The organism is Vibrio sp. ED002 (assembly GCF_023277445.1).
Lineage (GTDB): Bacteria > Pseudomonadota > Gammaproteobacteria > Enterobacterales > Vibrionaceae > Vibrio > Vibrio jasicida.
The window spans coordinates 796,003-811,578 of sequence record NZ_CP080239.1; the positions used below are offsets into that span (position 1 = coordinate 796,003).

Genomic DNA, 15,576 nt, shown 5'->3' on the forward strand with positions numbered 1-15,576 from the left:
TTCCTACCAATTCCACTTGTGCCATTGGCCGTCTAACATTGCCGAGAACTGCCCTATAGAAGGGAGCCCTGAACTTACAAACATACACGGTTCAACCTTGGACGATCCCTCTGTCCACCAAAAGCAAGGCGCTTTGTTTTGCTGTTTTATTAACGCACTAAGCAATGCAGTTGATGTCAAAGCTTCGTTTTGGGAAAACACCGTTGAGAGCTCACTTCGATACATTTCGGATATCGGTGAGACTTCAATGTCAATTTTAGAAAGCGTGTCGCTAGGCTGATTCAAATTTTGTGTCCATGCATCAAAAACGAAAGCGTCGTCAAGAACAGCGAGTGCTAGATCTTGACTATCTCTCCCCCAACCATTGTTCGACCAATACTGTGTCGCATCTCCTTTTACCGCGCGAGCAACAGTAAAAAAGAAGTAGCGTCCAGAAGCATCAACACTTGGTATCATGCTACCGATGTAAGTCGCCTCTTCCATATAGCTGACATCTAGAGCAAAGTTCCACACTGGTGACGTAAGAAAACACTCGTCCCACTGTTCACCAAGCTGCTCTCGACTAACCGCAATAATCGCTTGCTGCCAATCATGCCAACGATTGGTAAAAGATTGTGGCAATCCATGCTTAACAAAATCACCTTTCACTGGCATTTTGCCAACATAACCCCAGCTTGGACTTATAAGGTTTGCGGACATCGGAATCTCTCCATCTCATTCGACCAAAACGGATTAATAGCACTTGTCGGGATAAGCTCTAACTGTACCTTGTTCCCTTTTAGGTCAATCATCACGATATTGTCTTTTCTTGATTCAGGCCTTGCTTTAAGCGACTGATCTAAAAGCTTAAAGATTCCCCATTCACCTTCATAGGTATGCGCAATTTCGCGATTGGATTCAGGAGGTGTAAACACGATTCGAGTTTGATCTTGACCTGCTGGCCAACTTAGCGCTTTCGCTCTTGCTGGCCCGTGTTTATAGACGAGATCTTGAGTTCCTAACTCCAGCACAAAACGCGTAATATGCTGGTCGAGATAGACTGGCTTCATTCCAAAATCGACACGTAATGAATTATCGGATTCAAAAAACGTTTGCCTGATTCGCTTAGCCCGTTGAAATACCACCAATGTTTCCTGTCGAACGCCAATCTCTTTCTCAAATGTCCAACGTCTTGAGGAAGTATCAACGAAAGGTTCTAAATACTCGTTGAAGAATGAGTCCAGTGTCCCGCCATACCCAAAGAAACGCTTAAAGTCTTTTAACCTCACTTCTTTTGCCGCATTTGGAACAAATGGATAACGACCAGCGATTGAACTACGATAAGGTTTAATGACTTGCGTTAACCACAATTGATTAAGGTGATCCTTAGATCCGCTTTCTGCAAACTTAACCGATTCCTGAGACAATTCTCCTAGCCATTGATTAAACGGTTTAGGCAATAACTCTTGTGCTCGTTCAAATGACGACGCCACATCCTGTGTTACTGTGCCATCCAAAATGCTCTTGTACGCTATTTTTTGATTGTTTCCAGAGCTCGATAAATCTGACAAGTACGACCTTAAATTAATCATGGCCTGCTGAATATCAGCATAATCCTGCTCACCCAAACGGAGCACAGCTGTAAAATGCTGTTCTACTTGTTTACCCGGTAAAGCGACATTAAAGGTGTTTTCTTCAGGTAAATACATATCTAGCTTATCTGCGGTATTAGAGAACTTAACTTTTGCTACTTTACCAGCGACCTCAGAAGCGGCTTTTTGATTGTCAGACAATACAACCTTCGTCAGTCCAACTTCCTTCTGAATCGCACGCAATAAAGATTCAATAGGCCTTTCTACGCCAGCTAAGACTCTTGCTTGTTCAGAGGCAAACTCTAAGTTGGGCGCTTGCTTTAATTGAATGTCTTGAATCAAATCCTTCCATTCATTGACATAATCTTGGTAATACCTGTTTTGTACACCTTCAATAGCGCTCGCATGATCTATCTCGTGAGCTTGTAAGTCATCACCATAGACCCAATTTTCTTCCATCAACCCTTTCACCGTTCGGTTGATTTGAATTTGAAAAATACTATGAAAGCCGTTGTAGGTATAAAAGCCTGAAATACCCTGAGACAAAGGTTTTCCGCTGATACGCTCGAATTGCTCCAGTCCCTTCGGACCGAGGACATCAGTTAAACGAAATGACGGTACATGGCTCTTTGAAAACTGAATTTTCATTCTTTGGTATGCACGTTCTGGCAATGACATCTCAGTTAATATGTCCCTTGCACTAGCAACAACATCATCTTGAAAAACAAGACCGCGTTCATTACTCTCCAGCAGATGTTGTGTATGAACCATAAGGCGCCCTCTTAACGCCTCATTAAGCACTCCTGGATATTGGTGTTCAAAATAAAAACGAAACCACGCTAGCACTTCTTCTTGCTGATATTTATCAGGGTTAAACAGCATTAGGTAAGTTTTTAGAGTTTCATAGAGATATTGTCGATGTGCCTGGTTGCTCTCCATCTCATTGACTAAGCTGCGAGTCACCATTGGGGAAAAATGTTGGGCCAAGGCTGCAATGTAAGCGCTATTCGCGGCTTGAGAAACTTTGTCCCCCTGATAAAGACCAAATTTTTTAATGGTGTCGCTCTCTCCGTACTGGCTCTGCTTTCCAAGAGGTAATGTCATAATACGATCTAGCGTTTCCACAGCACTGATAATATCTGATTCGAAATCCAGACTGTCGGCACCAATCATGGCGTTAACATGGCCAGTCTGACGATTAGTCTCTCTAATAAGTTCTTTATTCCATTGATAACTTGTGGCCCAAGCAACAGTGGCTCCCACGAGCGTAATCGTACAGCCGATGTATACCCCTTTATGGAGCCAACCGGACTTTCTTTGGTAATGACGATTCACCGTCCCTAACAATTGTTCTTTGAAAATCACACGGTCAAATAGACTCTTAACAAAAAAACTATGTGAGCCGGTACTGTGTGAGGTTAATGGCAAATTGCCCAATCCCAGCCCATTTGTAGATTCACTCATCAATCGATTCATAGGCGCCCCCTCTTGAACCGAGCTAACCATGAAAACACCTCGAATTAAGGCAGGTTCCTCAAAGCTGTTTTGTGAAAAGATCTCGGCTAGAAATTCGTCTAAGTTGGCCTGTAATACTCGTAACTGTTTCGGAAACTCAAATATTAGCGCTCGCTTATCGAGATCGTCTTCTGTTTCGAGAATGCGTAACATCCGTGCATCTAGACGTTCCAACATATGATGGAACTCTCGGTTAAACAGAGAAATCACTCCGCGTTCATCATCGCATTCTTGAGGGAACATAAAACCAAACAAATCGTCACGTTCTTCTTTACTCAAATCCGAGAAATACTCATTAAAGCCAGCAACGAGATCCATTTTCGTCAACAAGACATAAATTGGGAATTGCATACCAAGTTGGTTTTTAAGCTCTTGTAAACGAGATTTAATGGCTCTGGCATGAAGACTTCGTTCAGTACGAGTTTGAGACATGACACTTGCTAAACTGACCGTGACAATTGCGCCGTTGATTGGTCTTTGTGTACGGTATTTTTTCAATAACCCCAGAAAGCCATGCCATGCTTTTGAGTCCACTTTCTCTTGGCTATCTTGAGTAGTGTAACGACCAGCGGTATCAATCAATACGGCTTTGTTCGCAAACCACCAATCACAATGTCGTGTTCCCCCCACACCCGCGACCGAATCTGACCCTGTAGAGTTAGCTAACGGGAATTCCAGCCCAGACTGCTTCAAAATCGTGGTTTTTCCAGTACCCGGAGGACCGATTAGTACATACCACGGTAAGTCATATAGGCTACGTTTACCTTTATGGGTTTTAGTGACAATCTTGATCGCTTGCTCTATACGATCACGCATTAAATCAACTTCGGTGGCAGCTTCTTTGTCTGATTGACTATCAAGTTCAAGCAAAGTCTGGATACTTTCATCCTCTTTCACTTTCTGTTTATGCTGCTTGGTCAGGTTGAATACTCCCCAAACAAACACCAAGATAAGAATTGTGACTAAGCGTTGGAAATCTGTCTTTAGTGGCTCATAGCCAGCGACAATAATTAAAGGACCGACCGCCCAAATAAAAATGGAACACGCCGCAACGCCAATAAGGCCGATAAACCAGCGCTGAGTGAAGACTCTGCCTACTTCTCGGATACTCATATCTCTCACTTTTCCTAGTTTGCGACAATCAAGTCAATTTCGATACGACGGTTCAACGCTCTATTGTCAGAACTGGTGTTTTCCACCAAAGGTCTCGCATCACCTAACCCTTCAGGTAGCACTCTTCCTTCCAGCCCACTATTTGCAATCAACTGGTCTGACATGGCAGTGGCTCTTGCCAAAGATAGATGCCAATTAGAAGGATATTTACTGGTGAAGATAGGGTTATCATCCGTATGGCCGGTAACAAGAATTTTGCCTTCTGTCGCTTCAAGAGTACGTGCTATTTTGGAAACAACGGGTTGTATGTAAGCAACAACATCTGCACTTCCTGACTCAAATAAGTCTTGCGCTTTCAACGATATTCTTACGCGGTCGGGTAACGCTTCTACCGTAACCAATCCTTTATTCATTTCCGTCGCAAGATACATAGAGATACGATCCGCCACAGGTTGAACCTTCGACTCAAGCTCCGCTGACGAGACTTGCCTATCCGGCTGGATCAAATTAACCAAATTCGAAAACGTTCGATTGGAAGCACTATTCAAGTCATAGCTAAGGTACATAAAAACGCACACCAAAATTGCCGAGGTAACCGAGCATACAACCCACAATGGTGCTCGTTCTGACATTTGGGAACCTGTAAGCGTGCGCTTATCAATATTGGCACTCATTTCTTTTGCAGTACCACGCCCATAGGACTTAAGAATGCTCATGATTTGCTTTCTAAGACGTCGATGATTTTCTAAGCCATTTTTCTCTAAACGGTATTGCCCGACAAAACCAAGCGACAAGCAAACATACATCAACTCTAACAAATCGAGCTGCGACTCTGGCTGAGACAGTGCATTATCAAGATGTTTGAAAAAGGCTTCTCCACCCTGACTGCTCGAATAAAATGAACTCAATAAAGAATCATGACTCCATGTAGATTGGCTTCCCCAATGGGTATTCAATACCGCCTCATCAATTGAGCAACATAAACAGTACCGTGCTGTATCAATGGTTTCTAATTCAACGTTATGTTGGCGCAGTCGGTTTTCGTAGTCTCTCAGTTTCTGTGCGAGTGTTTCCTTGAGAAACAACACATCCGAATGTGAGGCCGTTGATCGAATTTGCCCTACCATTGATAAGATACCGTTGGCTTCAGCCAAAATTGGGTTGAGTCCAAAAGCAACGACTGAGTCGTTATTAACGATCTCAGGGCTTTTAGAGATCACAACCGTGCTATCTACTGGCTTTACGTCTGGTTGTTTTAAATTTGGTCGCCCACCCGGTGTGGGTTTGATTATCGTTTGTTCCATAATGACGAAGCCTGTTATTGGCTAATGCTCCAAAGTTCAATGTCAGCATTCGGGAAGTGACCAGAAAGTTGTAGCGCGATGCCGCCACTTTCTCGCAGCCTCATCCAGAACGGTCCCTTTTTCACAACCTCGAAGTACACATAGCCCGTTTGATAAGGTATTTGTCTTGGAACAACACTCAAAGGCGCAACACTGATACCGTTGATTTGATTGTTAATGAGATCGCGTATTTGCTCTGCAGGCCCTAACTTAAGCTGAGCAGGCACTAAGCGTCGTATTTCATCGGTGGTTGTATCAGCCTTAACCGCGAGTACAAACTGGCAAGACTCCAGTAAGCGTTTATCTGGCAGAGGTGTCACTTGGATGCCATATTGACGTATTTCAAGTGGTAACTTATTCGCCGTTTGGTCTAAAACGACACTTAAGTACTGGCTGAGTATCTGATTAATCTCATGAAACACACTGGAAAGATCGAAGTGATCGTATTTTCTTAGTTCCGGAACACGTTTGTTCTTACTCGAAAACGTCGATAACTCACCGATATAACCATGCAGTAGTGCTACTAAATCTAAAGGGTGTACCTGTTCTAGTTCGGAAAAGTGACGTAAAGTCACTTCATAGCGGTTCAACATCTGCAGCATAATAAAATCGACCGCAGAAGCGGAAGCCGCCTTACCCTGAACCAAACGCTGAGACACAACGTCTGCACGGATCTTTGTCATTGCAAGTACGTTACGTAAACATGTGGTTATAACAGCACTATTCAGAATATTTATGTGTGGTGGGATGTATTCTTCATCAAGAATGACTGCCCCTTCATCGGATACTTCTTTGATTTTGAAAATCGGCAATTCAATAAAGCCAGACTGCTGCTCATTACTTGCTGCTAGCTCTAGATTAATCGCGGTTACTTGAATGCACTCTTCATCTTCCCCAGTTAAAACATCGACAACATCCAAATCTTTTAGAAGATAACGTGAAACCAATTCCTCACTTTTATCAGAGACCAATCGTTGTTTTAAGCTAAACGCCGGAACAACGATTTTGACCAACGTTTGATGGGTGCCTTTTTTTACGAATAACGGCGTTATGCTCGCATCACCTTTTTTCCATTGAACGAGAGTCATGTCTGGCAGGATCGCATCGATCTTTTCTATCTCAATAACCCCTTCTTTTAAAGCGGTAGAATTGATTAGGCTCGATGATACGCCCCAATTGTATGCGTGCTGTAAGTGAACTAGCCCTTTGTATTCGTGAGCAGTTGCTCGTTCACTTTGCTGGAAATGTTGAGGACGCAAAAACATCCCCTCACACCAAGCGGTATGGGAAAAGTGTGTCATTGAATAGTCACCAAGATTATTTCACGAACAAAGACAGGTCTTCTAAGTGGATTTGATAGGTGTTGTAACCTGTCTTTTCAACTTCGATCACTTGCCTCCAATTCGAGTTTTCGATGTCTCGAAACGCAGCCACTAAGCCGAGATACTCTGTCTGGGGAGACATACTGGCTTGGTAAACCTCCTTTTGACCTGGCGTTAGGGATATCTCAAATTTGTTGACTAAATCGGGGCCCAGAACTTTGTCATAGCTTTCGTATATTGAGAAAAAGTCCTGACTTTCAAATACCGTTGGTGATGTAAGTTCGAAAATATATATAACAACTGGTGACGGCCTCCCATTAGAATCTGGATTGATATTATGGCTCGCCGTTATTTCTAAATCCGCATAAGGGTCAACCACTAAGTTTGCCGCTGAACACCCAATGAGAGTCACTGTTAATATCAGTAATACTATTCTTTTAACTAATTTCATAATTAGACCTTAACTATCACGTCTTAGAGCGTTTTCATAATGCTTGGCAAAGTCATCTAAATAAAAAAGGTTCTCTTTATTAACAACGTCGTTGGTTAGTTGGTTATAAATGACCTCGAACCTTTTCCAACTTTTATAATACTTTCTTGTCGGAATCACTTTATTAAACAAACTATCACTAGAAAGTGACTCAGAATATATTAAAGATGGATCAACTAATGACATAACACTTATTACCGTACCATTCACACCTTGCATTAATGCTTGTTCATGGTTTTCAATATCCTTAAATGCCTCTTTTATTGCCGAATCAGGCGGCATAAAACTCGCTGTTTTCCGGTTATAAAGATTATGCATAGCGTCTTCTAAATTGGCCGAGAATTTGAGTGGATTATTCTCAGATTTTCTAAATGCGGTATGATTTAAGCGATTAGTCTGTTTGAATTCAGCTCGATTGTGTAAAGTCTCCATTAATCCTGTAAGCATTAAAGAAAAAGACTCTCCTAGCTGCTGAAACCACATCTCTCTCTGCTCGTCAGGTACCATATTCGGACTAATACCCAATCCGCGAATGAACGCGTCAGCCTCATTACTGGCACTCAGTTTTTGGGGAGTTTTGTTCGGTTCTTCTGTGACGAGACGTGATATATCTTGTTCTTGCTGAGGAGGAATCGAGGGCTCAATAAAGTCATCCATTAAGCCAATATCTAACTGATACTCATTGGAAACACTGTCCTCTAAGAGTTCAGAAGCGCTTATGCCAAAGTCACTATGATTGAAATTACTGCTAGCGCCTTCGTTAAAGGATTCATTTGATTCAACACTTTGAACTGGCACCTGTTCTAAACACTTCTCCTGAACGCTAACCTGAATTTGATAATCGCCGAGGGTCACCACATCATCATGAGCTAGAGCGATTTCATTGCCCTGTCCGATTGGACTGACTGAGTTGTTCACGAATGTACCGTTGGTCGATAAGTCTTTGATCAAATACTTGTCACCAAACTTGATAATTTCACCATGCTTACCTGAAATGACTCTTTCTGGATCGGGAAGTGTCCAGTCACATTGTTCAGAGCGGCCAAAGGAAATTTTTTCGTGTTCGCCGCTTGCGTCAAAGATGAACTCGCCTTCTATCTCAGGAGTGAACTTATGAAAACTCGTTATGGTTAAAACCAACGTCATGTAAACCTCGCCAAAGGGACTGCTTAATATTTGTGTTTCATTCTTTATGTTTAGATCGTTTATTTATTAACAATTAAGTTATTATCGACCCATAAAATAATATTTATATTTCAAGAACGGAATAATGAATTAATTTTCTAGCAAAGCAATCAGGTATTTTTACTCAGAACAAAATATACAACGAGGTTCAAATTTTTGACACTTCAATTTACACGCGTCAAAAAACCGATGTTAGCTTGACCGAGAAATCAAAAAGTCATCATTTTTCATGAGTTATTAGACTATATATTTTCACCATCATTTATACGGAGCCTCTGTGATGGAAGACCAAAGTAAAAACAATTCTATAAATAAAGATACGAGCGGTGATAAAACAAAAATTGTAAAGACTCAAAAAAGAGAAAATACAGTTGATAAGATTGTTGACTCAAATTATGAAGGCTCCGCCCAATTAAATAATGAGACAAATACAAAAATGTCTCAAAATCAAAACACTTATTCTCTAGATAATAAAATAGACAATACTTCATGCAATCAAAGAGAACCTTCAACATCGCAGTCTTTAGTTGGTGAAACCATCAAGAGTCGCTATGAAATTGAATCGCTTATTGGGCACGGCGGGTTGTGCGATGTTTACTTGGCAAAAGATAAAATCCTTGAGTCATCAGGGACTGATAAACCTTACGTCGCATTAAAAATTCTTCAGGAGGAGTTCTCTTCCCAACCTGAAACCGCACGAATGTTGATTCGAGAAGCACAGCAAACTCAAAAACTCAGCCATCCTAACATAATTCGTGTTTACGACTTTGGCGTTGATGGCGACGTGTATTTTCTCGTCATGGAGTATGTGGATGGTGAAACTTTAGAAACTCTGATTCAGCGCTCTCGCCCTGATGGTCTTAAATTTAAGGCCGCGCTGTCTATTTTAAATGAGACTCTGGATGCTCTCGCGTATGCCCACTCTCTAGGCGTGGTTCATGCCGATCTTAAGCCTGCGAACATCATTCTTACCTCAGAAGGAAAAGTTAAACTTCTAGACTTTGGTGTATCCAAAACTCAACAGTTAAAGCACGACCAATATGCCGCTAAACGTAAAACCCAAGAAAGTGATACTCTGGGGTTTACGCCAAACTACGCTTCACTTGATATTCTCTCAGGAAACGATCCTCAGTTTAGAGATGATATTTTTGCTCTTTGTTGCATTACCTATGAATTATTGAGTTGTAAACACCCTTACGCACGCACACCGGTTGACGAAGCACTAAAGAAAAATGTTCGCGTCACTAAGCCCGCTCATTTCCCATTCACGAAATGGTCTTTATTCTCGAAAGTGCTAAATAAAGGACTCGCACCAGCGGACCTTAGTGCAGAACTCCTTAAACAGCACATAAACAAAACGAGATGGCCAGTTTATACAAGTGTCGCAGCATCGCTTGTCGTCGCAACGCTTTTAGGGTTGGTATATCAAGATCAACAAGACCAGCTCACTCAACTTGAGGCTGCATTAAACCAGCAAACAAAGCATATTAGTTCAGCACAAGCACTACTCGATACCGCGCCAGAAAACACGAAATCTCTTATCGATTCACAACATGATCTGCATCCGGTGATCAAAGCGGGCTTTTTAAGGCTGTATAAGCCCTACCTACTTGGTGCTTACGAATCAAAGATTGATGATGTACTTAACTCTGATGTTAGTACTTATCCCAATTACGACCAGATTGAGGAAATTCTTCAACAAGCTAAAGTCTACTATCCTGACTCCCATAAAATTGAAGTGCTTGCACTGGATATTCAATCGAGTAAGCATTCAACGTTACTTTCTATCGCGAGGCAAATTAACAGCCAGTTAGAGAAATCAAGCTACACCCAAATTGAAGGCTCCAAGTCAATTTATGACCTCAAACAAGAATTACATCAAATTCATCAAGAGTACCCGTTTGTACCAAGTTCACTTGCAAGCGAGGTCTTTGGCCAGCACTTAAATGAAGCGTTACAGCTAAGAGATGCAGCCGCACTTGTTACTTTAATCAAAGTTGGAAATACCTTTTTTGCCGATTCTGATGAGCACCGACAAAACATCGCAATCAGTAATGCGATGAAAGATGCAGTTTTAGAAATGAAACTCTTTGAGACAGCAAAAGACAGTCAAAATCCATTGCCATTCCCGGCCGATGCTGCTCGCTTACTCTATCAAGAAGAATTTGAAGGGCTCTACTACCGTTTGAAGCAAGCGAGAACAACCGTCAATCTCGACAAATTGGTTAAAGATATTGACCTATTTTCTGAAAACTTTCCGACGGGATTTCAAGATATTAACGACTTAAGATTTCAAACAGCGGATAAGTACCTGCAATTCTCAGACATCCTCTTGAACAAACGGAAGTCGACAAGTGCAAGAAGAGCGATGAAAAAAGCGAACGAGCTGCTAAGAAGAATAGAAACGGACTCTGTGCAGAGTTAATTCACGCAAATGTTGATGGGGGGCATGTTGCCCCTTTTTTAATCTTAGAAACAGCTTGCCTTTATGCAATCCGATGACTAATTTTATTTTAGAGTGTACTAATCTGTAAAATAGGAAGAAGTTTGACCGCAGGGAAGATTGAAGTCGAGAACATTGGTATTTTGGTGATAGATGACTGCTCAACCTCATCGACGTTGATCAGACATCAACTTGTTGCGCTTGGCGCAAAAATCGCCAACATCACTTGTGTAAACAGCGCACAAGAAGCACTCGCCGCGGTCAAAACTCGCTTCTATTCTTTCATTGTGATGGATTACCACCTATCGACGAAACTGACTGGCTTAGATCTGATCAATTTAATGAGCCGCGCAAAACTCATTTCAGAGACGACAGCGGTATTGATGATATCTGGCGACGCTACTCAAGAGACTGTTTTGACGGCTTTGTCTGGCCGAGTTCGTCACTTACTCACCAAGCCACTGCAAACCAAAGCGTTAAAGAACAAAATGCTAGCAGCGCTGCAAGAACAACATCAACTGGCAGACGTGGGAAATCAACTAAGTAAGATTGAAAGACCTACCCTCGCAGATATCGCTCTACTGCATAAAAAGCATACACAAAGCGTGTGCGTGGAGTCTTTACTTATCGATACACTCATAGAAACGAAGCAATTTGATGTACTCGAAAACTTTCTACCTTTTTGTACAGAAAAGGAACACGCAAGTCGTATCTGTGCAGAAGCTTTCGTACAGCATAAGAAAGGAAATATTCGTGAAGCAGTCACTATCCTTGCTGATTATGTCACACGAAACCCACTTTGCTTGCGTGCCATAGATAACCTCGTGGGCCTTTATGAAAGTCTCGGCCAACAAAATAATGCGTCTATATTGGCTAATCGCGCTTTTGAGCTCACACCAAGTAGTAGTATCAGATTAGTAACCGTATCGAGAATCCTTGCCAAACTAGGCCAAATTGATCGGCTGTACGATGTAGGTTATATGTACGCTTCAAATGTTTCTTCTACAGATTCACAATGGCTATCAGCGATGAACGCCTATGTCGACATCATCAGCGAGCACTTTAAAACACTCCGCTCGCCGAATGAGAAGAAACGTGTTCTTTTGAAACTTAATGATTTTTGCTTGCTGGCCGAAAAGCAATTGAATCGAAACCAGCAGATTGATCTCGCCGCATTCAAACAAATGATGCAATGTAAGTTACTTTTGCTGGAATCACGACCAGAACACGCGCACAAAAAATTGATGCAATCTCTGAGCTATTACTACTCTGTGCCAAGTAAAACCCCCTTATTGCTGTTAAAGCAAGCGATACCATTGATGGACTTTTTTGGTGAATTTGCAATAAAGCAGAGCTTACTTACCTTGGTGGCGGCTAAGTCTGGCATTCCTTTAAAAGGCCACCCCCAGCACAATTCGAAAGAACCAAAGTTTCGACAAAAGTATCCCTTTTCAGCTGAGCTGAGACTAAAAGACCTTTCCGACAACAACATATCAGCACCTAATATCATCTTGGATGAAAGTATCGAATTTCTATCGCAACGACCACTCCCCCCAAACTGGTCGAACTGGTTGAAGGATTACCTTTCCGGCTCCTACTCAACTCAATTACCTTTGCCTTTTAACTTACACATACCACAGTGGAGATGAGAGATGATTAACTTCGAAGTACTTAACACCTACATGGATAACGATGTCGATATTATCTTTGCTGTTTTCTCAACCTACATGGAAGACTACGAAGATGGTTTAGACAGAATTAATAAACTCAATGCAGAACAAAACTGGTCGGAACTATTCCTTCTTTCTCATAGTTTGAAAGGCATACTTTCAAGCTTTGGAGAAGAAGCGGCAGTCTCCGCTCTTGGTAAAGTTGAAGAACACACACGTGACAATATCGCTCCCGATAACGCAGATATCGCTATAATTAATAAAGAGCTTGTCACCATTAATAAACAAATTAACGATTATTTAGTCAATATGGACTAAGACCATTAGAAAATTATAAAACGTCAACGGGGAAAAGCTAGGCTATGAACACAAACCACTTCAAAGATTTGATTGACTCCTTAAAGGATCTCACACCAACTCAAAAAAAATACTTGATAAGTAAGGCACGGTTATCTTTGGAACAGAGTGATATTTTACAAAAGAAAGATCTACTCACTCCTGAGGAACTGGAAGCGCTACTTGCTCCTATGCCAACGACAAATACTAAATAAATGCGATTAAGTTAGTGAGATAGTAAGATTTGCACATCAACAGACCAATGAATGAGAGTCTGATTTTCATCGCTAAACTATCGACAGAGTAAAACGCTAAAGGGCAAGCACCAACTACGATGCTTGCCCTTTTCACATGCCTTGTCATATTGGTTCAAGGCTGATAATAGCGAGCATATCTTCGCCATCTTCGTCCATACCAACTTCCATAAAACCAAACTGAGAGTAAAACGTTTTTGCTATGGGGTTGTTTGGGTTGTAACAAATTTCAATCTGACGGAGGCTTTCAGTCTGTTTGATTTCCTCTAGCGCCTTATGAAGAGCTATACGCCCTATGCCTTTCGCTTGATATTTGGCATCAATCATAAAACGCCAAATAGAGATTTTTTCTTTTGTTTCCCGAACCCACATAAAAAAGCCGACAACTTGTTCATCTTGGTAAATGGCACGAGTTACGTGCGTATCATTATAGAATGATTCCACCAGCGACCACATGTTACAAGCGACATAAGACTCTTGCTCTTTAGTAACATCGAGTTCACTGACGGACTCATAGTTTTCCTTTGTTATCTCGCGTAGAGATACCTCCATCAAACACCTTCCCTGATCCTTTACTAGTGCGACATTTGAGCAATTTGGATATTTCTTACATGTAGCCTAACCAATCCAAATAACCCATTCCCGGTGGTTCACCTTTTATGATTTGATGTAAAGATCATCCAGTTGTTCAAAAGGGACACCATAGTTTTTGTACTTTTGAATTCTTGACTAAGCGCTTTTAGCAGTAAAATAAGTATTTAGTCAGTTTCATTGTTGTTGCCTCGTTTCGAGTCGAATTCATTCTTCAATTTTGACTTTTGTTCAGCCTTTACTTCTGCCCAACTCTTCCCATTTTCAATGGCAGTCACACGTGCTTGGTATTTTTCAACGGCGCGTTCAATCACAGACCGAGCGTCAATGCCCTGTTCTTTTTCTAAGGCCATCAGAAGATTAAGATAATTCCACAACACGTCTCCCAGTTCGTCCTCTAAAAAGCATGTTCTCCCTTTGACTTCCTCATCTCTCACTTCTTCCAACTCCGAGTATATCGCTTCGAAGTAAGTGACGGAGCCCTGATACCAAGTATTGTTTTCATCGTAGTTTGACTTACGCTGAGCAATCTCAAACAAGGCGGTAAATTTGTCCATTATCTCTCCCCTATTGAGTTTGCTGTTGAATTCGTTCAAGCTCTCGAATGTCGATGAGATCCACTTCTCTTGAGAGAACACGCTTGTAATCGATTAACCTTGTAATATCGATCACTGAAAGCTTCATTCCATTAAAATCACAAATAACATTTGCTGCGTAGTCAATTTCCAGCGTCGCCCACTCTTTGTTTTTTGAGCTAAATATTCGCGTTCCTGGGCTAAGGCCGATTTCAATTTTTTGTTGGCCATAAATAAGCTGTAAGTACTCAAGATCCCAGCCTTCTTCCTGATAGTGCTTAAGTGGCTTACTGATATAAGGCGCAATATGGGGAAGCAATTTTTCAAAATCTTGTTTCTGGATGTACAGATCGATATCCGCAATAGGTCGTGATCCACCGTGCAAATGGGCAGCAAAACCGCCGACGATTTGATAAGTAATCTGGTTAGAATCTAATATCCCTTTTAGCCACGTCATGGCCTTTAACACGGATTGATTCATTTTCCCTCCTAAAATCTATTCCCAATACGTCTGTACGAAGCTATTAGCACTCTAAGTAATCTGATTTGAAAAGAAAAGCCAAACCTATCAGTTAAATACATAGATAAAATGCAATCAATAAATCATTTACGTTAAAAAGCAGTTCAATAAAAATAAATTATAAAAACAATAATCAATGATAATTTTATGTTTCAAAGGCAACCTTATATATTTAGGCTCATAACGTCGCCATTAGGTACTTAGCAATAACAGAAAAGTTAAGCGCCAAGCGAAAACAAAAGAAGGCTATATATGAAATTTCTTCACACTATGATCCGTGTTGCTGATCTTGATAAATCCATTGAGTTCTATACCAAAGTGCTTGGTATGGCTGAACTGAACCGCTTCGAGAACACTGAATACCGTTACACATTAGTTTTTGTGGGTAACGCAAACCAACCAGACGGTGCAACGATCGAACTGACTTACAACTGGGATACAGACAGCTATGATCTCGGAAACGCGTTTGGTCATATGGCTTTAGGTTGTGAAGATATCTATTCGGCATGCGACAAAATCAAAGCACTTGGCGGCAATATCACACGTGAGCCAGGTCCGATGAAAGGCGGCGAAACGCATATCGCTTTCATCAAAGATCCAGATGGTTACCAAATCGAATTGATTCAAACGAGCAAATAACGAGGCTTA

14 protein-coding genes are annotated in these 15,576 nt (G+C 41.4%); 5 read left to right on the plus strand and 9 right to left on the minus strand.

Annotated elements, in window-relative coordinates; all coding sequences use genetic code 11:
• Positions 1 to 3: 3 nt before the first annotated feature.
• The 6 genes from tagF to tagH are packed head-to-tail and all read right to left on the minus strand — an operon-like array spanning position 4 to position 8,500.
• Complete coding sequence (gene tagF / locus ITG12_RS20370; protein ID WP_038867703.1) at positions 4 to 699, minus strand: type VI secretion system-associated protein TagF; 696 nt, start codon at positions 697 to 699, stop codon at positions 4 to 6.
• A complete protein-coding gene (tssM, locus tag ITG12_RS20375; RefSeq protein WP_038878448.1) occupies positions 681 to 4,199 on the minus strand; it encodes a type VI secretion system membrane subunit TssM in 3,519 nt (1,172 codons plus the stop codon). Before tssM ends, tagF begins: the two co-directional genes overlap by 19 nt.
• 14 nt (positions 4,200 to 4,213) lie before the next feature.
• Entirely contained in the window at positions 4,214 to 5,503 is a 1,290-nt protein-coding gene (gene tssL, locus ITG12_RS20380) for a type VI secretion system protein TssL, long form (RefSeq protein WP_038867707.1), read from the minus strand.
• Positions 5,504 to 5,517: 14 nt separating this feature from the next.
• Positions 5,518 to 6,843: a type VI secretion system baseplate subunit TssK gene (gene tssK, locus ITG12_RS20385; RefSeq protein WP_081634958.1), complete on the minus strand. Its 1,326-nt coding sequence runs from the start codon at positions 6,841 to 6,843 to the stop codon at positions 5,518 to 5,520.
• A 16-nt stretch (positions 6,844 to 6,859) separates the two neighbouring features.
• On the minus strand, positions 6,860 to 7,315 hold the full coding sequence (gene tssJ, locus ITG12_RS20390; protein WP_038867710.1) for a type VI secretion system lipoprotein TssJ: 456 nt from the start codon (positions 7,313 to 7,315) through the stop codon (positions 6,860 to 6,862).
• A gap of 9 nt (positions 7,316 to 7,324) precedes the next feature.
• Entirely contained in the window at positions 7,325 to 8,500 is a 1,176-nt protein-coding gene (gene tagH / locus ITG12_RS20395; protein ID WP_038878454.1) for a type VI secretion system-associated FHA domain protein TagH, read from the minus strand.
• Between the two features lie 319 nt (positions 8,501 to 8,819).
• On the opposite strand from tagH, the gene ITG12_RS20400 reads away from it, so the two are divergent.
• The 4 genes from ITG12_RS20400 to ITG12_RS20415 all read left to right on the plus strand — a co-directional run bounded on the left by ITG12_RS20400 (position 8,820) and on the right by ITG12_RS20415 (position 13,203).
• A complete protein-coding gene (locus ITG12_RS20400) occupies positions 8,820 to 10,964 on the plus strand; it encodes a serine/threonine-protein kinase (RefSeq protein ID WP_038878456.1) in 2,145 nt (714 codons plus the stop codon).
• A gap of 122 nt (positions 10,965 to 11,086) precedes the next feature.
• Positions 11,087 to 12,631, plus strand: coding sequence for a response regulator (locus tag ITG12_RS20405; RefSeq protein ID WP_038878459.1), 1,545 nt, complete (start codon positions 11,087 to 11,089; stop codon positions 12,629 to 12,631).
• A gap of 3 nt (positions 12,632 to 12,634) precedes the next feature.
• Positions 12,635 to 12,970 carry an Hpt domain-containing protein gene (locus ITG12_RS20410; RefSeq protein WP_038867718.1) on the plus strand — a complete coding sequence of 112 codons (336 nt, stop codon included), beginning with the start codon at positions 12,635 to 12,637 and terminating at the stop codon, positions 12,968 to 12,970.
• 44 nt (positions 12,971 to 13,014) lie between these two features.
• Complete coding sequence (locus ITG12_RS20415) at positions 13,015 to 13,203, plus strand: hypothetical protein (RefSeq protein WP_038878462.1); 189 nt, start codon at positions 13,015 to 13,017, stop codon at positions 13,201 to 13,203.
• A 144-nt stretch (positions 13,204 to 13,347) separates the two neighbouring features.
• On the opposite strand, the gene ITG12_RS20420 is transcribed toward ITG12_RS20415, so the two are convergent.
• From ITG12_RS20420 to ITG12_RS20430, 3 genes are all read right to left on the minus strand, one after another.
• Positions 13,348 to 13,794, minus strand: coding sequence for a GNAT family N-acetyltransferase (locus ITG12_RS20420; protein ID WP_038867721.1), 447 nt, complete (start codon positions 13,792 to 13,794; stop codon positions 13,348 to 13,350).
• Positions 13,795 to 14,000: 206 nt separating this feature from the next.
• On the minus strand, positions 14,001 to 14,390 hold the full coding sequence (locus ITG12_RS20425; RefSeq protein ID WP_038878465.1) for a MazG nucleotide pyrophosphohydrolase domain-containing protein: 390 nt from the start codon (positions 14,388 to 14,390) through the stop codon (positions 14,001 to 14,003).
• A gap of 10 nt (positions 14,391 to 14,400) precedes the next feature.
• Positions 14,401 to 14,889: a hypothetical protein gene (locus tag ITG12_RS20430; RefSeq protein ID WP_038878468.1), complete on the minus strand. Its 489-nt coding sequence runs from the start codon at positions 14,887 to 14,889 to the stop codon at positions 14,401 to 14,403.
• Positions 14,890 to 15,180: 291 nt separating this feature from the next.
• On the opposite strand from ITG12_RS20430, the gene gloA reads away from it, so the two are divergent.
• Positions 15,181 to 15,567, plus strand: a complete 387-nt coding sequence (gene gloA, locus ITG12_RS20435) for a lactoylglutathione lyase (RefSeq protein ID WP_038878471.1) — start codon at positions 15,181 to 15,183, stop codon at positions 15,565 to 15,567.
• Positions 15,568 to 15,576 lie beyond the last annotated feature (9 nt).